General features: G+C 37.3%; 17 protein-coding genes. 6 read left to right on the top strand and 11 right to left on the bottom strand.

All coding sequences use genetic code 11. The features are described from left to right. The first annotated feature begins 247 nt into the window (after positions 1-247). Positions 248-544 (top strand): hypothetical protein, encoded by a 297-nt coding sequence (locus AA650_RS06995; RefSeq protein WP_053538483.1) that lies wholly within the window; start codon positions 248-250, stop codon positions 542-544. A 220-nt stretch (positions 545-764) separates the two neighbouring features. Here the strand turns inward: AA650_RS06995 and AA650_RS06990 are convergent, their stop codons facing one another. The 5 genes from AA650_RS06990 to AA650_RS06970 form a co-directional block, all read right to left on the bottom strand. Further along, positions 765-1,127 (bottom strand): PAP/fibrillin family protein, encoded by a 363-nt coding sequence (locus AA650_RS06990; protein WP_442853953.1) that lies wholly within the window; start codon positions 1,125-1,127, stop codon positions 765-767. 152 nt (positions 1,128-1,279) lie between these two features. After that, complete coding sequence (locus AA650_RS06985; protein WP_027402141.1) at positions 1,280-1,462, bottom strand: chlorophyll a/b-binding protein; 183 nt, start codon at positions 1,460-1,462, stop codon at positions 1,280-1,282. A gap of 409 nt (positions 1,463-1,871) precedes the next feature. Next, positions 1,872-2,807 (bottom strand): cation diffusion facilitator family transporter, encoded by a 936-nt coding sequence (locus AA650_RS06980; protein ID WP_053538482.1) that lies wholly within the window; start codon positions 2,805-2,807, stop codon positions 1,872-1,874. 355 nt (positions 2,808-3,162) lie between these two features. Continuing rightward, positions 3,163-3,954 (bottom strand): YdcF family protein, encoded by a 792-nt coding sequence (locus AA650_RS06975; RefSeq protein ID WP_053538481.1) that lies wholly within the window; start codon positions 3,952-3,954, stop codon positions 3,163-3,165. A gap of 246 nt (positions 3,955-4,200) precedes the next feature. Further along, positions 4,201-4,917, bottom strand: coding sequence for a biliverdin-producing heme oxygenase (locus AA650_RS06970; protein ID WP_053541210.1), 717 nt, complete (start codon positions 4,915-4,917; stop codon positions 4,201-4,203). Positions 4,918-5,130: 213 nt separating this feature from the next. Here AA650_RS06970 and glmM point away from each other — a divergent pair, with 213 nt between their 5' ends. Continuing rightward, positions 5,131-6,567, top strand: a complete 1,437-nt coding sequence (gene glmM, locus AA650_RS06965; protein WP_053538480.1) for a phosphoglucosamine mutase — start codon at positions 5,131-5,133, stop codon at positions 6,565-6,567. Positions 6,568-6,675: 108 nt separating this feature from the next. After that, positions 6,676-7,314 (top strand): peroxiredoxin, encoded by a 639-nt coding sequence (locus tag AA650_RS06960; RefSeq protein WP_053538479.1) that lies wholly within the window; start codon positions 6,676-6,678, stop codon positions 7,312-7,314. Between the two features lie 101 nt (positions 7,315-7,415). Here AA650_RS06960 and AA650_RS06955 read toward each other — a convergent pair whose 3' ends face one another. The 4 genes from AA650_RS06955 to AA650_RS06940 all read right to left on the bottom strand — a co-directional run bounded on the left by AA650_RS06955 (position 7,416) and on the right by AA650_RS06940 (position 12,326). Beyond that, positions 7,416-9,026, bottom strand: coding sequence for a hypothetical protein (locus AA650_RS06955; RefSeq protein WP_053538478.1), 1,611 nt, complete (start codon positions 9,024-9,026; stop codon positions 7,416-7,418). 68 nt (positions 9,027-9,094) lie between these two features. Further along, a complete protein-coding gene (locus tag AA650_RS06950) occupies positions 9,095-9,988 on the bottom strand; it encodes a hypothetical protein (RefSeq protein WP_053538477.1) in 894 nt (297 codons plus the stop codon). After that, positions 9,972-11,432 (bottom strand): AAA family ATPase, encoded by a 1,461-nt coding sequence (locus tag AA650_RS06945; protein WP_053538476.1) that lies wholly within the window; start codon positions 11,430-11,432, stop codon positions 9,972-9,974. The genes AA650_RS06950 and AA650_RS06945 overlap by 17 nt, the downstream gene beginning before the upstream one ends. 90 nt (positions 11,433-11,522) lie before the next feature. Next, positions 11,523-12,326: an AlbA family DNA-binding domain-containing protein gene (locus AA650_RS06940; protein WP_053538475.1), complete on the bottom strand. Its 804-nt coding sequence runs from the start codon at positions 12,324-12,326 to the stop codon at positions 11,523-11,525. A gap of 245 nt (positions 12,327-12,571) precedes the next feature. Here AA650_RS06940 and argZ point away from each other — a divergent pair, with 245 nt between their 5' ends. From argZ to AA650_RS06925, 3 genes are all read left to right on the top strand, one after another. After that, the gene (gene argZ / locus AA650_RS06935; RefSeq protein WP_053538474.1) at positions 12,572-14,683 is read left to right on the top strand and encodes a bifunctional arginine dihydrolase/ornithine cyclodeaminase; all 2,112 of its coding nucleotides are present in this window, start codon (positions 12,572-12,574) and stop codon (positions 14,681-14,683) included. Positions 14,684-14,843: 160 nt separating this feature from the next. After that, a complete protein-coding gene (locus tag AA650_RS06930; protein WP_053538473.1) occupies positions 14,844-15,083 on the top strand; it encodes a type II toxin-antitoxin system HicB family antitoxin in 240 nt (79 codons plus the stop codon). Between the two features lie 48 nt (positions 15,084-15,131). Continuing rightward, complete coding sequence (locus AA650_RS06925; protein ID WP_053538472.1) at positions 15,132-15,749, top strand: hypothetical protein; 618 nt, start codon at positions 15,132-15,134, stop codon at positions 15,747-15,749. A 48-nt stretch (positions 15,750-15,797) separates the two neighbouring features. On the opposite strand, the gene AA650_RS06920 is transcribed toward AA650_RS06925, so the two are convergent. Continuing rightward, a complete protein-coding gene (locus tag AA650_RS06920) occupies positions 15,798-16,037 on the bottom strand; it encodes a DUF4351 domain-containing protein (protein ID WP_234413326.1) in 240 nt (79 codons plus the stop codon). Positions 16,038-16,138: 101 nt separating this feature from the next. Next, on the bottom strand, positions 16,139-17,002 hold the full coding sequence (locus AA650_RS06915) for a DUF4351 domain-containing protein (RefSeq protein WP_053538470.1): 864 nt from the start codon (positions 17,000-17,002) through the stop codon (positions 16,139-16,141). Positions 17,003-17,403 lie beyond the last annotated feature (401 nt).

The raw sequence follows: 17,403 nt of genomic DNA, 5'->3' as shown, positions 1-17,403 counted from the left end.
TGGCAATCTATAATTTACCTGTTTTGTTCTGTTCTGTTTTTCTCCTCTATTTTCTGACTTTTTTCCTAGACTTTAAATTTTTCCTTAACAATCGCTTGACAATCAAGACAGTCGCTACAAAAATTAAATTAATATTCTTTTCCATAAGGGGAGCGGTAGAATCTAAAAAATTAGCCAATAGATAGATGAGAATTAGGAGGATTTTTGTCAGGATGGGATTTAGTTGTACTTGTGATTCATTAAAAACATGAATAAAATCATAAATACCGATATTAATCAGATTGATATCAGGTTACTTCTAGAAGAGATAAATCCCGGACAAGCAGAAACTTTATGCGGTGGTTATTGTCAATCATCACAGGATGATCAAGATGCGTACATGAGTGATATTGCTGAGATTATCAATAATGCCAAAAAACAAGCTGAAGGTGTAGATAATAAACGCAGTAATCAGAAGATTAATACCATAAGTAATTCCAAAAAAACCTACCTAAATGGGGTAGAAATACCCCGTAAGGGAAAAACCGCAGCTATATCCTTGTGAAATCCAAGTTAGCTAAATCATTAACTTTATGGAGAGTCAACCACCCATCACTTCCCTTCGGGTAAGTGAGGGCTTGTAAAAGCCTAGTTGGACTCAGTTCTTAACCGAACTACGTTAGAGGTAAGAGTTAAAGACCTACCAGGGGATGCGTAGCTAGTTCCCTGCTCTAGAACTTCAAAGTTAAACAGGCTTAAGGGTTAAACCAGTGCTTTTAAGATAGTTACCGACCTCTAACATTGTCAAAGCTAACATTACCCCAGAAATGGGAGGCTCTTCGGAGCAAAATATTATCGGCAATATTAATTACTTGATAAACTTTACCTATTTGTAATCCCAATGGTAGAGAGTCTAAAGAACGGATTTCTCTGGCTGTGGAATATTGTAATTGCCAAACACCTTCTAATAAAGCTGTAGCATGAATGAGAGGTTGAGGATTGAGACTTTCTAATTCGGCTGTTAATTGTTCAATTTCTGCGACTAAAGTTTGATCAAGCTTTAAATTAGTAATAGGAGAACCATCACTTTTAGCTTGATTTCTCTTGATTGTTGCTTGTAATTTCTCTTTCAAAATTTGATTATTCATAAGATTAATTTTTTTGATATGTAGTTATAAAGACCCCAGCCCCCTCCCCGCAAGCGAGGAGGGGACTATGATGTATTTTTTCAAGTAAATAACCTGGCAGTTGATGACAACTACCAGGCTTTTGATTAATCAAAAATTATGTTATGGAAAAATTAAAGAATACCCCAGAAGTGGAGAAAGCCTTTACCAGAAAATAGTTCAATCAAAGCTGCTGCTGAAAACCCAATCATTGCTAAACGGCCATTCCAGATTTCTGCTTCAGATGTAAAACCCCAGCGCCAACCGTTGCGATCTGTAGCTACAGGTGTGTTAGCTGCTTTTGTTGCGTTACCCATGATCAGCACTCCAATTAGGATTTACTAAGTTTTATTGACTTATGTAAATAAATATAACATTTTTTTGCAAAAAAAACAATATTTATTTATATTTTTTTTGCAACTATGTGTGCATCAGTTGCAAGCATCAGGATTTTTTAACATCGTGAAATCAGCAATGGTGGTCGATGAGGAATGAACACTTTCTTGGTGTTTTTTCAAATATTTTGATATAATCTTAACCAGTAGGTGTAACTCAATTAAATGCTGAAAAGCAGCCTATCGAAAAAGTTCAAAATTATCTCCAAAAGTCCCTAGGGCATAGGGCTTTAAAGCTCAGTTAATGTCTTCCTAGAGGAGTCACTGAGAAGCCCACACTCATCTGTTCGCGCAAGCGTGCCGCAAGGTATAAGGGAGTGTGTGGAGTATGTCACACAACGTGATCTGGTTCTAAGGCGCAGGGATAAGCTGAATCGCCTGTTTCTACCTGAATAGTAGAGTGTTTGATCCCAAAATGGTGTTCGAGTTCCTGGGAAACTTCCCATAAGAAAGCATCACCAGGATAACCTCCTGGCATGACTAAATGAACTGTGAGTGCGGTTTCGGTTGTACTCATAGCCCAGATATGAAGATCGTGGATTTTCGACACTCCAGGACATTCAATTAAGTAATTTTTCACGGCACGGGGTTCAATTCCTGCTGGTACGCCATCAAGTGCTAAATTTACAGAGTCTCTGAGTAAATGCCACGTGCCGACCACGACGACTCCCACAAGCACTAAGCTAACTAATGGGTCAAGCCATAGCCAATGGGTGAATAAAATCACAATTCCGGCTACCACAACTCCCAATGATACCAGGGCATCAGCAGCCATGTGTAAAAATGCGCCCCGAATGTTTAAGTCGCTTTTACGTCCTGACATAAACATAAGTGCAGTAGCAGTATTAATGATAATACCAACTAGGGCAACACCAATAATTGTTCCTCCTGATACTGGTGCGGAATCATGAAAACGACGAATGGCTTCCCAAGCGATCGCCCCCATAGATAAAAGTAAAACTACGGCATTGGCTAAAGCTGCTAGAATTGATGAGGCACGCAATCCATAGGTATAGCGGTGGCTGGGAGGACGACGGGCAAGGGAACTTGCACCCCACGCCAGGAGAAGTCCCAATACATCACTCAGGTTATGACCCGCATCAGCAAACAAAGCCAAGGAATGTGCTAGGTAGCCATAGGTGGCTTCAACGATGACAAATCCTATATTCAATGCAGTGCCAATAGCAAAAGCCCGACTAAATGTTGCTGGGGTGTGATTGTGATTATGGTGTCCATGTTCGTGATGATGATGGTGGTTGTGTGTCATGGTGATGTGGGTATAAGGGATGGATGGTTTTTCACGCAGAGACGCTCCAGGCGCAGAGAGTAAGAGTTTGAGAGATGGAATTTTTGACTTTCTTACCTCAATTCTCCAACGCCGAAAATTCTATGTTAATTCTGATTTTTGAGTTAATATTCAGGGATGTTCATCTTTGCAAATACCTTTTTCTTCGGCGTTGCTGATTAAGGGTATGAATTTTAGTCTCACGCAAAGGCGCAAAGACGCAAAGGTAAGAGTTTTAAAGGTTCAATTTAGGAATTTCATACCTCAATTCAGTAACGCCTTTTCTTCTTTCTTCTCTCTTCTGAACTCCTGACTCCTGATTCCTTCTTTCGGACTCCTATAACCAACCTCGCAGGCTATAAATAAAAGTGCCAATATATTCTTTTAATGCACTTGTGAATTGATCTAAATTATCGGTATCAGGTAATAAATTGAGAATTGCGGCTTTGGGAGTGTTGGTAAGTTCTTGAAGTTCCCCTTGACTAACTAGAAAATCGGTGGGTGCGGGAATGACATTAATACCTTGACGTTGAAAAATTTTCAAAGATCGGGGTGTATGTGTTGCTGAAGTGACTAATAATACTTTTTTAATTTGACGAGTTTCGAGGATTTTACGGACGTTGACAGCGTTCTCATAAGTATTGAGGGAATTGGGTTCTTGAATAATGGCTTCAGCCGGAACACCAATGGATGTGAGAATAGCTGCCATGTCTGCTGATTCTGGAGAACCACTACCGCGCCAATCAATGCGACCGCCACTCAGGATAATTATAGGGGCTTTTTTCTGAAAATAGAGTTGGGCTGCATAAATTACGCGATCGCCTGCTTCGTTTAAATCTGCCATTACCCTGGGCCAAGTTGGTGATCTGGTTGCACCTCCTAAGACGACAATGGCTTCAGCGTTGGGGATTTGTGGAGTGGGGATGTTTTGCCATTCTAAGCTGCGGACTAAGGATTTGGCGACCCAGGCATTGCTACAAACTAGCAACAAAGCTAAGGATAAGGAAATGGCGATAGTCGCAATGCGGGGATGTTTTCGTAAGGTGATTAAAGCTACTATTAAACTTACACTTGCCAATCCTAACGGGTAAAAAAATAGGGGGATGATTTTAGATAAGTATAAAAACATAATTGTTTAAGCTAAATAGATAATGTAACGGTATAGGTTTTGGAAATGTCAGGATTTCTTAAAATTTAGGGGCAACTTCCTTCTGGTTGCTTTCATCTACACAAAAACAATCACAAGGCTATCACCCCTAGATATTATGAGAAAAGTTAATATTTCTCAACTTACAGCAAATGGCAGATTAATGAGGTACAGAATATAGATTCAAAGTCAGACACCAAGCCAGTTTGACTCCTGACTCCTGCTGTATTATTCCGCAGTTACCAATTCAGTGCTACCTTTTGTCCGTTTTCGGGTCATGGCATTATAAACCATGATGCCGATCGCTTTAATTAGATTACCTTCCAACTCTTGGAACATTTTCATGTTCACACCAAAAGCGGCATTTGCTTCTTCGGTAATGCGATCGCCTGTAGTATCATCAATAGGCATAGCATCTAAATTGGCTCTATACTTAGCCTTAAATGCCTTCTCATCGGTAATATCTGCAAACTCATAAAAAGCAGTTCCTTCACCTTCACCCAGCTTCATTGCAGTTTGGGCAATACCTTTGAGGATTTGTCCCCCGGACAAATCACCTAGATAACGGGTATAGGAATGAGCAATTAATAATTCTGGTTCAGTGGCGGAAATTTCCCGAATCCGGTTTACATAAGCCGCACCCGCAGGAGATAATTTGATTTGCTCTCGCCAATTGTAACCATAGTAGTAATGAAGGTCTTGCTCTAAGGTATGCTTGCGGTTAAGTTCGGGAAAGTAAATTTTGCTTAAAATTGGGTGATGCTTGTGTTTTTCCATTTCCTCTTCCATAGCGGAGTAAATGAAGTAAAAGTTAGCAACCAACTTGCGGTAAGAGTTTTTCTCCACAACTCCCTTTAAAAAACACTTGACAAAACCCACATTTTCTGCCATGGTGTGTGCTTTTTTTGTACCTACACGTAATTTGCTTGCTAAATTGCTGTTCATATTATTAAAATTCTCAACTGTAAAAAAATTAACTGTGGAAGTTTTTTGTCCGTAATGGTGAAAAAACCCCATTAAAACGTAAGATTAAAACTATTTGATGAGAATTTATATTAAAAATAATTAAGCAATGAGTTTCTTTGGCGTTTTATTAACGTCAAGGATAATGGAAGAAAGTGCTATTCTCCTGTGTGATTGTGTGGAGTTTTTAAATTTATGGTTTCATCAATGGCTCGAAATCAAGGCTGTATTTCCGAAGTTGAGAAGAGTGGGGTGTTTAATTCCATACCACTGCCAACTAATGCTTTATTTGGTACGGATGGCATTCGTGGCAAGGTGGGAGACTTACTGAATGCGCCTTTGGCTTTACAAGTGGGTTTTTGGGCGGGGGTTGTCCTCCGTAATTATGCGACTGTTCCCGGTCCAATTATTCTGGGACAAGATTCCAGAAATTCCAGTGATATGTTAGCAATGGCTTTGAGCGCCGGGTTAACTGCTGCTGGTTTGGAAGTGTGGTATTTAGGATTATGTCCTACACCTTGTGTAGCCTATTTGTCCAGCATCACCGATGCCATTGGGGGAATCATGATTTCCGCCAGCCACAATCCTCCAGAAGACAATGGAATTAAAATCTTTGATGCCCAGGGTGGTAAGTTATCTAAAGCCCTACAAGGTGAAATTGAGGCGGGATTACGAGGTCAATTATCCCCCGATTTGAGCATAAATAATTGCGGTAGACATTATTCCCGAACAGAGTTAATTAAAACATATAGCCAGTCTATCCAAACACCTTTAGCATCTGGACTGACTCTCCAAGGCATGAAGATTGTTTTAGATTTAGCTTGGGGTGCAGCGGTGGGTTTAGCACCGGCGGTATTTACAGAAATGGGTGCGGAGGTCATTTGTTTACATAATGAAGCTGATGGCGATCGCATTAATGTTAATTGCGGTTCTACACATTTGGATATTCTCCAAGCCGCTGTAGTCGCCAATCAAGCCGATATGGGTTTTGCTTTTGACGGCGATGCAGATCGGGTTTTAGCTGTGGATAATACGGGCAGATCCGTTAATGGTGATTACATTCTTTACCTGTGGGGTCGCCATTTACAACAAAAACAACAACTCCCAGATAATCTGATAGTTTCCACTGTTATGGCTAATTTAGGCTTTGAAAGAGCTTGGCAACAAATAGGTGGTAGATTAATTCGTACCGCTGTTGGTGATCAATATGTGCAAGCGGAAATGCAGAAAACTGGGGGAATGTTGGGAGGAGAACAATCGGGACATATCCTGTGTAGTCATTATGCCATGACTGGAGATGGTTTATTAACAGCTTTGCATATTGCAGCGGTGGTGAAAGAGGCTAATCTTTCTTTGGGAGAAATGGTAGATCAAAGTTTCCAAACCTATCCCCAAATCTTACGGAATGTGCGAGTATTAGATCGGGAACGACGGTTAGGATGGGAAAGTTGTCAACCTGTGCAACAAGCGATCGCTAAAGCCGAAGTAGCAATGGGTGATAATGGCAGAGTCCTCGTCCGGGCTTCGGGAACAGAACCTGTAATTAGAGTCATGGTAGAAGCCGCTAACGCTGAACTTGTCCACCATTGGACAAATGAATTAGTCTCAAAAGTTGAGGAACACCTGGCTTAAACTTAAAATTTTGTTGCCAACCGCGACAGTCCGATAGGATAATCGGTCTTTTGTGTCATACTGTCACGGTAGAATATAGATGTTTTCTTAAAATACAGGGAATCTTACATGACTCTTCGTCTTGGTGATACAGTACCTAACTTTACTCAAGCCTCCACTCATGGGGAAATTGACTTTTACGCCTGGGCTGGTGATAGCTGGGTGGTACTATTTTCTCATCCTGCTGACTTTACACCAGTTTGCACCACCGAACTAGGAACTGTTGCCAAACTCAAACCAGAATTTGACAAACGCAATGTGAAGGCGATCGCTCTCAGCGTTGATGATGTAGAATCTCATAATGGCTGGGTTGGTGACATTGAAGAAACCCAAAGCACCACTCTCAATTACCCAATTTTGGCAGATCCAGATCGTAAGGTTTCTGAACTTTATGATATGATTCACCCCAACGCAGCGGCTACTGTAACAGTGCGTTCCGTGTTTGTCATTGACAACAACAAAAAACTGCGTCTGACTTTCACCTATCCTCCCAGCACTGGCCGCAACTTTGATGAAATCTTGCGCGTCATTGATTCTCTGCAATTAACTGATAATTACAGTGTTGCTACCCCCGCAGACTGGAAAGATGGTGAAGATGTGGTAATTGTCCCTTCTTTGAAAGATCCTGAAGTCCTCAAAGCCAAGTTTCCTAAAGGTTATGAAGAAATTAAACCTTATTTGCGGATGACTCCTCAACCTAACAAGTAGGTTTTCATAACAATGAATATGTCTCACGCAGAGGCGCAGAGGCGCAAAGAGTAAATATTACAAAGTAGGGGCGGGGTCTCCCCGCCCTCCATTGTATTGCTTTAATTTACAAGGTTGATGACATTAATATTTAAGCCTGTAACGCCACTCAAGATAGCTAGAGTTCTGTTACCAAAGATGATATCAGTATCGCCAGCCGTTTGATTCAATACTAAATTAGTGGCAGAAATACCAAGTGCTTTAGCACCAAAGATACTTATAGTATCAATACCTGTCTGAAAATCTAAAATCCTATTAGGAGTTTTAGGGAGTTCAAGAGTCACAATCTGGAAATTATCAGCGCCAGCACCACCACTGATTAAATTATTACCACCTGTTTGGATAAAGAAGGTGTCGTTACCATCACCACCCAAAGCGCGGTCATTACTACCCAAGAAAAAGGTATCATTACCAGCGCCACCGGACATCCGATTACCACCTTTACCATCAGTAGCATAAAAAGTATCATTACCTAAATCGCCAAAAGTGCGATCGCTTTTACTCACATCTATCACGTCATTACCACTACCTAAGAAGACGTTATTATCACTTGCATAGGTTTTGATAGCCAGATCAACTTTGTCATCACCAGCACCAGTAAATACAATATCTGCAACTGCTTCTAAATCTTTACCCGCAACCAAGTCATCGTTTCCAGTAGTTCCAGATACCAACTGATTTTCTGTAGGGAAAAAAGTTATCCCCACAGGACGTTCAAGAACCGGGTTTGTAGGAACTAAAACCTGAAATGGACTAACAACTGAACTACTCTCACTTTCATAGCTGAGAATAGCCCCCTGTGTAGTGCTAACATTAAAACCCACAGTGAGTAAATTACCATTAGGCGCAAAAGCAAGTCCGCCAATAAAATTATTACTGGGTGACTGACTAGTTGTATAATTTGTAGAAAGAGTATTGACTAAATTCCCAGTTTCCAAATCATAGCGTTGAATACCGTTAGCAAAATCACTCACATACAAATCATTATCTTCACCCACCGCTAAACCCAGCAAACTGACAAAGTTAAAACTATCAGGTGATGGTGTGGGAGTAGCAAAGACTGTGGGAGTTGTTCCCGCTGCTAGGGAGTCGTAACGTAAAACTTGACTAGACAAACCTGCACTAAAATCAGCCTTAACCTCTCCAGTTTGAGGATTAACAGTGGCTACACTTCCTTGGGTGGTAACATAAAGACTATTTTTGATAAAGAGTAGCCCATTTGGTCCATTTAAGCTATCTTTTTTACCATTTCCTTGGGCAAAAACATCAATAAATGCCCCCGTTGCGCCATTATAGCGTAATATTTGGTCGGTTAAGAAGCTGGAAACGTAAAAATTACCATCTGATCCATAAGCAAGACCATAGGGACGAATTAAACCACCACTTTCATCTAAACTTGTATTGGGATTATCTCCCACAAATACATCAATAAAACTACCAGTTTGTCCGTCAAACCTCAATATAGAGGAACTGCCTTTTTTTGTACCACTGGCTATGTAAAGGTCACTTTTACCATCACCATTTCCATCTGGTCCAAAGAGTAAGGTGTCAGGGTTATCAAGTCTACCCTTTTCGATAAATGTCCCCAGGGGACTGCCTGTATAGGCATCAAACATCAGAACGTTATTGCCTCTGGTGTTACCAACTAGAAACCGACTATTTTTGTTTTGCATATCTCTATAAAACTATCATGGGCTACCTCTGTAAGAATTTACCATGATATTACTGAAAAATAGGTAAATTAGTCGTTAGACTCTGATATTTTATGATTTGAAAATTTTATTGCTAATCTATTTATTAAATTTAGTAATACTAATTCATCTTTGATTTTTTCTTTGTCTTCAGATTCTTGCATATTAATTTCAGTAAATTTTGTATTCGATAATAAAGTTATATAATCGCTGTCATTTGGTAATAAATGGTTGATATAAATCCCTTCTCTATCATTACCAACTAGAAAATTGCTAGAATAGTAGTCATCAGGTATACGTTTGGGTAATGCTCTTTTTGTTAAAATCTCTTCAATCAACAAAGCTGTTGATTCAGTAATTTCTTGATGATTATATTTTTTACTTATTTCAGTTATTTCATTTTTCCTTGAAACATAAGGAAATAATTCTGCTTTATTATTATATTGAATTGGTAAAATAATAAAACCATTTGAAGCTATTTCTGCTATTTTCTTTAATGGAGGTTGTGAATTATATGGAGTTAATAAAATTCCTTGATATTTAATTTCTAGTTTACTAGGTAAATGATTAGATATCTCAGTTTGTAAAATTTCTTTCAATTTTAAAATTTGTTCAATTCCATTTTCTAAGGAGTTGTGATTCTTACCTTTCATTTCAATGATTGTGCAAATACAAGAATTAGAATCAAGATAAAGAGACATATAATCTGGACGCTTTAAGGCTTGATTTCTAATAAGAGGATCATTTCTTCTATCTATTTCAAACAAAATACATATAGCTTGATTTTCAGAATATAAAGTTATCCGAAAATGTACTCCACTTTCTTTAGGAACACTTCTTCCTGGTACTGTACAGAAAACTAGGAGATTCTCTAAAAAGTTAAAATTTTGCCAGTCAAGTTTATCTTTTTTATCCTTAAGATTAGAACTATTCTTCTGTTTCATCTGCTTTTTCTTGTCCTGCTTCATAAATTTCAAAAAACTTTTGTTGAATATCTACAGAAACATCACTTAAAGTATCCCATCTAATGCCATAATCTGGATCATTTAATGAAACTAATTTATTATCTTTCATTTCATACGCACTAACTTGATCTATAGGTAAAAATGCTCTTTCATCTTGAAGATATAAAGATGAAGATTGACGTTTTAAGATTTCAGGATTTTCATGATTACCATTAACTAAATTATTTAGATGTGCCATAACATAAGGACTATGGGTTGTAAGTAAGATTCTCACACCAAGATTAACAAGAATAGATAATGCTTCCAGCAGCTTTGCTTGTGATTCTGGATGTAAGTTCATCTCTGGTTCATCTATTACCAGAAAATCACCTTTACTTGCACGATATCTTAAATATAACAGTAATGGTGCAAGTTGTTTGATAGAAGATGAAGCATTATATATATCAATTTCTAAACCCTTTTTAACTAAAACTTTTATTTCTTTTCCACCAAGTTTAGTAGATTTTAAATTAGTTTTATTTTTGTTTTGTAGTTGTTTTTCAATCTCATCTGCTAATTTCTGAAATTCATTTTTATTGCTTGAATTAGTTTTCGGTATTTCTTGAAGTTCTATTTCCGATAAAAAATCTAAAAAATCTTCTACTGGTTGTGGATAACGAATATCACCTTGTTCTTTTAGTATATCAAGTTGTCTTTCTGAACTACTTATACTTAATAATTGTCTTTGAGTTTGTTTAAGAAGTTGATAACGCCTATTTGCCAGCATTTTATAGGTATTTATAAAAGCATTTCTTTCAGCAGGAAAAGCAAAAATTTTAGTAGAGAAAATTATTTGCTTAATAACATCAATAAAATATATTTCTGGTGTATTTGTTTTATAAAAATCCTCTATTAATATCTTGTTTTCGTTTATATTGTTTTCCTGATTTTGAGATTGAGTTTTGAAAAACAACGTATTATTTTGGCGACTAATTTTGAGTTTTATAGAAATTCCGTATGACAAATGAAAAATCTCCAAGAAAAAAGATTCTTGTTGAGTTAATATATTTATCGCATCTTCGACTTCTTGACGAGAAATTATGATTGAAAATAATGTTTTAGAGAAAAGTTTATGACTTGAATCCTGAAAGAATGATTCTAAAGAACTTCCTTGGAAACTTTTTGCCATTTCTTCAGCATCTCTAACAAAAAAATCAAGTAGGTTATTATCTATTTGCAGTGACCAACCACCTTGATTTTCTTGCTTGAAGTCTAATTGACCTTTATACATATTCAAAGTTCGTGTCACACGCTGCCACAAACCATAAATAGAATAGGCAATATAAGTTTTACCTGAGTTATTTGGTCCAATAATTACTGTCAGAGGACGCAAATCTAACTCTGTTTCTTGAATACTACCTAAGTTTGAGAATTTGATTTTCATTTTTCACCTATATATTCCAATAGAAAATATTATTTTAGCATCAAGTCCGTTAATACAGTATCTCCCGTATAATATGAGGTGCTATGTGTGTTATCTAAAAAATTTATCAGATTTTATTATTGATTCGATTACTGATTTTTTTAAATTTAACATTCTCACTACAAAATCATCATAATCTTCTTTTGGATATTTAGGATTAGCTACAAATTCCATAAAGGGATAATCATCATAATAATCTGGAGGAGGAACAGGAAACCCAAAATCCTCATACCACCAGCCTCTGTTTATCAATGAATAAATCTCTTTTAGCTCTTTAAAATGCTCTGTTAGTGATATTTCTCTGGCAGATGAAAAACTTGTTTCTAACCTACGATTAAAAATATCTTGCAAATCGTTATAGTCAGCCGTTTCTGAACTGGCATTTTTCCGAACATAGATCAAATTTTTCTTGATACCTTCCCCATCTTTTTTAGACAGAAAAGGAATATATTCCGGTGAATATTCAATAATAACTACTCGAAATGATTTACCTTTTATTTCTGTATACTCAATTTCATTAAAATTAAAATCAATTACCTCATAACTTAATTTATCAGGTACATAAGCATTAATATCTCTTAAAAAATGAGTTTTATCATTTAATCCAATTCCTACAGACTCAAATTTTCCATTCTCTGTTTCCTTAACTCCAAAGACAATTACACCACCAGCTTTATTTGCCATTGCGATAATATGCTTGGCTAAAATTGGCGGAGTAATTAATGCACTTTTAAAATCTAAATCATCATGTTCACCAGTATGATCAACTAATAATTTACGTAGTGAATCACGACTGGGATTTTCAAAAAACACTGCAAAAGCTTCTTTAAGTCCTTTTCTTTTTTCAGTATTCATAAATAGTTATTCAATATCTATGCTTTTTCTAAACGGTTATTAGCCATACTATAACATCTCTTCATAAACCTTTTTTATTTCATATCCTTATATTGTCCCTAGCAGTAATAGAATAATAACGATATCCTTGTAAAGCCTACCAGGAACAAAAGGTAGAGGTTAAGTAGCAGATTTGACAGAATTGGATCGCCAAAACTCTGTATCCAGAAGACATTAGTAGCATTTTAGAAGTTCGTAAAATTTTTATGGTTTCCCAAATTCGTTTTTTGATGTGCGCTCCTGACCATTATGATGTGGATTATGTGATTAATCCTTGGATGGAAGGGAATATTCATAAGTCCTCACGCGATCGCGCTGTGGAGCAATGGAATAAATTATACCATGTAATTAAAGATCATGCCATTGTTGATTTAGTTGCCCCCGAAAAAGGTTGGCCTGATATGGTATTCAGTGCTAACGCGGGTTTAGTCCTCGGTGAAAACGTTGTTCTCAGCCGCTTTTTACATAAAGAACGCCAAGGAGAAGAACCGTATTTTCAACAGTGGTTTGAACAAAATGGTTTTAATGTTTACACACTTCCCAAAGACCTCCCCTTTGAAGGTGCTGGTGATGCACTCCTAGACCGAGAAGGACGCTGGTTGTGGGCTGGATATGGTTTCCGGTCAGAATTAGATTCTCACCCCTACCTGGCTAAATGGCTGGACATTGAGGTGATTTCTCTGCGCTTAATGGATGAGCGTTTTTATCACCTGGATACCTGCTTTTGTCCTTTGGCAAATGGTTATTTGCTGTATTATCCTGGCGCGTTTGATTCCTACTCTAACCGCGTGATTGAAATGCGCGTCGCACCGGAAAAGCGGATTGCTATTGAAGAAGCTGATGCTGTTAACTTTGCTTGTAATGCGGTGAATGTTGATAGCATCGTGATTATGAACAAAGCTAGTGATAATTTAAAATCACGGTTAGCGGAAGTTGGTTTCCAAGTTATTGAAACCCCGTTAACAGAATTTCTCAAAGCTGGTGGTGCGGCTAAATGCTTGACTTTGCGGGTAACAGAACCCATAGGTGAGGAAATTCACGCTAATGTATCTGTAGAAAGTCGTGTCATTCGCATGGAAGGACACCTTCTCGATGCAGGTTTGATTAACCGCGCTTTAGATTTGATTGTAGAAATGGGGGGAAGTTTCCAAGTTCTCAAATTCAACTTGGGAGAACAACGTCAAAGTACATCTGCGGCGGAAGTCAGGGTATCTGCACCATCTCACGAAGTGATGGAAGAAATTATCTCCCAGTTAATTGATTTGGGTGCAGTTGATTTACCCCAAGACGAACGAGATTCTAAGTTAGAACCTGTGATCCAAGCGGGTGTTGCTCCTGATGATTTCTATGTCAGCACGATTTATCCCACTGAAGTCAGGGTAAATGGAGAATGGCTGAAGGTGCAAAATCAACGCATGGATGGGGCGATCGCTATTTCCACAACTGCTAATGGTATAGTAGCAAAATGCAAACTCCTCCGGGATTTAGAAATCGGCGACAAAGTAGTTGTGGATGTTTTAGGTATTCGCACCGTTCGCAAAGCTGAATCACGCGAACAACGCAATTCCCAAGAGTTCAGCTTTATGTCTTCTGGAGTTTCCAGCGAGAGACGAGTGGAATTAGTCGTGGAACAGGTGGCTTGGGAATTACGTAAAATTAAGGATAGCGGCGGTAAAGTAGTTGTTACGGCAGGTCCTGTGGTGATTCATACAGGTGGTGGTGAACATCTCTGTCGCTTAGTTCGAGAAGGCTATGTACAGGGACTTTTGGGCGGAAATGCGATCGCTGTTCATGATATGGAACAAAACCTGCTGGGAACATCCCTGGGTGTGGATATGAAGCGGGGCGTGGCTGTGCGTGGTGGACATAGACATCATTTAAAAGTCATTAATATCGTCCGCCGTTTTGGTAGCATTGCTAAAGCTGTAGAAGCGGGAGTGGTGAAAAGTGGGGTGATGTATGAATGTGTGAAAAATAACATTCCCTTTTCTCTCGCTGGTTCAATTCGGGATGATGGTCCGTTACCCGATACCCAAATGAACTTGATTTTAGCACAACAGGAGTATTCTAAAATCATTGAAGGTGCAGACATGATTTTGATGCTGTCTTCCATGCTGCATTCTATTGGGGTGGGAAATATGACTCCCGCAGGTGTGAAGATGGTTTGTGTGGACATTAACCCGGCTGTGGTGACAAAATTGAGCGATCGCGGTTCAATAGAATCTGTAGGTGTGGTGACTGATGTGGGTTTGTTCCTCAGTCTGTTAACTCAGCAATTGGATAAGTTAACAAGTCCTTATGTTGCTAATGTAGGTTAAGAAATATCTCACGCAAAGGCGCAAAGACGCAAAGGGTTTTTCTGGGCGTTTTTGTGTCTTTGGTTTGGAAGTTTTTTTCACGCTCCAGGCGCAGAGGACACAGAAAAATATAATATAAGCAGTACCATTTATTCCTGTACTCACTATCAAGGTTAACTAAATGCAAATGCTAATTCGACTAAAAATTGAAAAATTTATTGAAGATGAACAAGAATATTTTGTAGCTACAAGTGATGATTTACAAGGTTTATTGGCAGAAGGTAAAACAGTACAAGAAGCTATAGAAATTGCTGAAGATGTAGCTAAGGTATTATTGGAATTGGAGAAAGAAAAAAATCATAATTTTCATTTACAAGATTTACCTTCTCAATTTGAATATCCGTTAATTATGGAGGTATAATGGGGGATTAGCGGGTTTTTCCTATCGAGAAGAGTTAAAAATAGAATTATGGTAAAAATACAAATAATTGACTCTAATCAATCCTACACATTTGCTGATTATTTCAAATTGAATTATGAACCAGATGAAATTATAGGATATTTTGGCTATAAGTTTCAATCACAATCTCTAACTTTACCAACAACTCAACAAAATTTAGAAAGATTAACAGACCTAAAAAATCGTATTGAAGAAAGTTTACCCTATATTAGTTTAACCAGTGAAACCGCCAGAAGAGAATTTTTGATTGCTCCTGTAATTATGGAACTAATTCACTATACCCATGCTAAAGTTAGAGTAGAGTATGGGTTGAATATCAATAATCAATTAAAAGGAGTTGTTGATTATTATATTAAAGCTGATAACCAATTATTAGTTATTGAAGCTAAAAATGCCGATTTAGAAAGGGGAATTGTCCAATTAGCCGTAGAATTAATTGCCTTTGATAATTGGTCTCCTATTGATAATCCTATCCTGTATGGTGCAGTTTCTATTGGTAATATTTGGCAATTTGTAATTTTACATCGGGAATCAAAAGAAATTACTCAAGATTTAAACCTTTATCGTGTCCCCAATGATTTAGAAACTTTAATGAAAATTTTAGTAGCTTTAATGAAAAATTTGTAATTATCAAGTAGGTTGGGTTGCAAAACCCAACACCACAAATTATTATTTCTAATGATCTTGTTGATTTAACCAAGTTACTAAATCAGCAACTTCAGAAATATTAAACAATGCAGCACCTAAATTTTCTAACTGTTCAACAGGTAAACCTTTGACTTTTTCAACTATTAAAGAATCAATTTCCCCAAACCGTTGATTAAGTAAACGTAGACAAAATTTAACTTCTCCTCTTTGTTCTCCAATTCTTTCTCCCTTCTGCAAAATGTCCTGATAAATGACTGATTCTTGCATAATATCCTCACTTAACAATTGACGAATAAAGTCTTTCTCAAACTGCACCCCCAATTTTTTTACAAATTAGGTTGGGTTGCAAAACCCAACACCACAAATTATTAGTTCTGATGATCTTGTTGATTTAACCAAGTTACTAAATCAGCAACTTCAGAAATATTAAACAACGCAGCACCTAAATTTTCTAACTGTTCAACAGGTAAACCTTTGACTTTTTCAACTATTAAAGAGTCAATTTCTCCAAACCGTTGATTAAGTAAAAATAAGCAAAATTTCAGTTCTCCTTTCAGTTCTCCTCTTTGTTCTCCTCTTTGTTCTCCAATTCTTTCTCCCTTCTGCAAAATGTCCTGATAAATGACTGATTCTTGCATAATATCCTCACTTAACAATTGACGAATAAAGTCTTTCTCAAATCGCAAACCTGCTAAAATCTCTGTGTAAGCGGCAATATTCTGTTTAGTCTCCCTATCTGCAATTTTAGCAACATTATTGGCAATCTGGGATAATAGGCTTTGAGGTGAATTTGTCTGTGTTAATGGTGCTAATGGTAATAATGCCAGATTATTGAGAAATAAAGCTGAATCTTGTTCCCACATTCTGATTACACGATAACGGTGTCGTGTTGTTTCGTTAATATATTCTTCAGTAAAAACAATTGGATCATTTGTTTCTTGCAGGAAAATCACTACTTGGGTTACAGGAACTTGATATGTACGGATTAATCTCACTGAATAGTCTAACTCTCTAAAAGGAATTGGAGGTTTAGATTGTGGGTTGGTTTGAAATTCAATATGTAAAATCCGATTTTCTGTTTGTAAGAAGGTGACAAAATCAGCGCGAATTGGTTCTATACTCAATTCGGTTTTTAAGACTTTGATGGTTTTTGGTGCTTGGGGAAGTAACCATTTAGCAAAATCAAAGGGATATTTTTCTGCTAGTAGTTTACAAACGTTGTCAAAACTCATGAGGTTATAAAATTAAATTGTCAGAATCAGGATATCCAGGATTTAAGGATTTCCAGGATGTTTGTTTGAGTTGTGTTTTTAGGGTTTAAGAGTTTATGATTAATGTTAATATATACGATTTTCAACATAAAATTTTCAAAATAAAAATTATAAATACTCAATTCATTTAAAATAATTTAGGGATAGGGATATGGATATTACAAAAATCCTGATTCAGACAATATTCAGTTTCGCGCAAAGACGCAAAGGAAAACCAGCAATTTATCAATAACATCCTGTAAATCCTTAAATCCTGGATATCCTGATTCTGACAATATTGAATATTCATTTTCACGCAAAGACGCAAAGGAAAACCAGCAATTTATCAATAACATCCTGTAAATCCTCAAATCCTGGAAATC

The organism is Anabaena sp. WA102, from assembly GCF_001277295.1.
Classification (GTDB): Bacteria; Cyanobacteriota; Cyanobacteriia; order Cyanobacteriales; family Nostocaceae; genus Dolichospermum; species Dolichospermum heterosporum.
Note: the sequence above shows the minus strand (reverse complement) of the source record. Positions and strands in the feature narration are given on the sequence as shown.

Excerpts from the sequence above, each read along its gene's own strand:
- AA650_RS06955 (WP_053538478.1), bottom strand. The coding sequence starts at position 9,026 with ATGCAAAACAAAAATAGTCGGTTTCTAGTTGGTAACACCAGAGGCAAT.
- argZ (WP_053538474.1), top strand. The coding sequence starts at position 12,572 with ATGGTTTCCCAAATTCGTTTTTTGATGTGCGCTCCTGACCATTATGAT.
- AA650_RS06970 (WP_053541210.1), bottom strand. The coding sequence starts at position 4,917 with ATGAACAGCAATTTAGCAAGCAAATTACGTGTAGGTACAAAAAAAGCA.
- AA650_RS06985 (WP_027402141.1), bottom strand. The coding sequence starts at position 1,462 with ATGGGTAACGCAACAAAAGCAGCTAACACACCTGTAGCTACAGATCGC.
- AA650_RS06990 (WP_442853953.1), bottom strand. The coding sequence starts at position 1,127 with ATGAATAATCAAATTTTGAAAGAGAAATTACAAGCAACAATCAAGAGA.
- AA650_RS06920 (WP_234413326.1), bottom strand. The coding sequence starts at position 16,037 with ATGCAAGAATCAGTCATTTATCAGGACATTTTGCAGAAGGGAGAAAGA.
- AA650_RS06975 (WP_053538481.1), bottom strand. The coding sequence starts at position 3,954 with ATGTTTTTATACTTATCTAAAATCATCCCCCTATTTTTTTACCCGTTA.
- AA650_RS06915 (WP_053538470.1), bottom strand. The coding sequence starts at position 17,002 with ATGAGTTTTGACAACGTTTGTAAACTACTAGCAGAAAAATATCCCTTT.
- AA650_RS06980 (WP_053538482.1), bottom strand. The coding sequence starts at position 2,807 with ATGACACACAACCACCATCATCATCACGAACATGGACACCATAATCAC.
- AA650_RS06950 (WP_053538477.1), bottom strand. The coding sequence starts at position 9,988 with ATGAAACAGAAGAATAGTTCTAATCTTAAGGATAAAAAAGATAAACTT.
- AA650_RS06945 (WP_053538476.1), bottom strand. The coding sequence starts at position 11,432 with ATGAAAATCAAATTCTCAAACTTAGGTAGTATTCAAGAAACAGAGTTA.
- glmM (WP_053538480.1), top strand. The coding sequence starts at position 5,131 with ATGGTTTCATCAATGGCTCGAAATCAAGGCTGTATTTCCGAAGTTGAG.
- AA650_RS06940 (WP_053538475.1), bottom strand. The coding sequence starts at position 12,326 with ATGAATACTGAAAAAAGAAAAGGACTTAAAGAAGCTTTTGCAGTGTTT.
- AA650_RS06995 (WP_053538483.1), top strand. The coding sequence starts at position 248 with ATGAATAAAATCATAAATACCGATATTAATCAGATTGATATCAGGTTA.
- AA650_RS06930 (WP_053538473.1), top strand. The coding sequence starts at position 14,844 with ATGCAAATGCTAATTCGACTAAAAATTGAAAAATTTATTGAAGATGAA.
- AA650_RS06925 (WP_053538472.1), top strand. The coding sequence starts at position 15,132 with ATGGTAAAAATACAAATAATTGACTCTAATCAATCCTACACATTTGCT.
- AA650_RS06960 (WP_053538479.1), top strand. The coding sequence starts at position 6,676 with ATGACTCTTCGTCTTGGTGATACAGTACCTAACTTTACTCAAGCCTCC.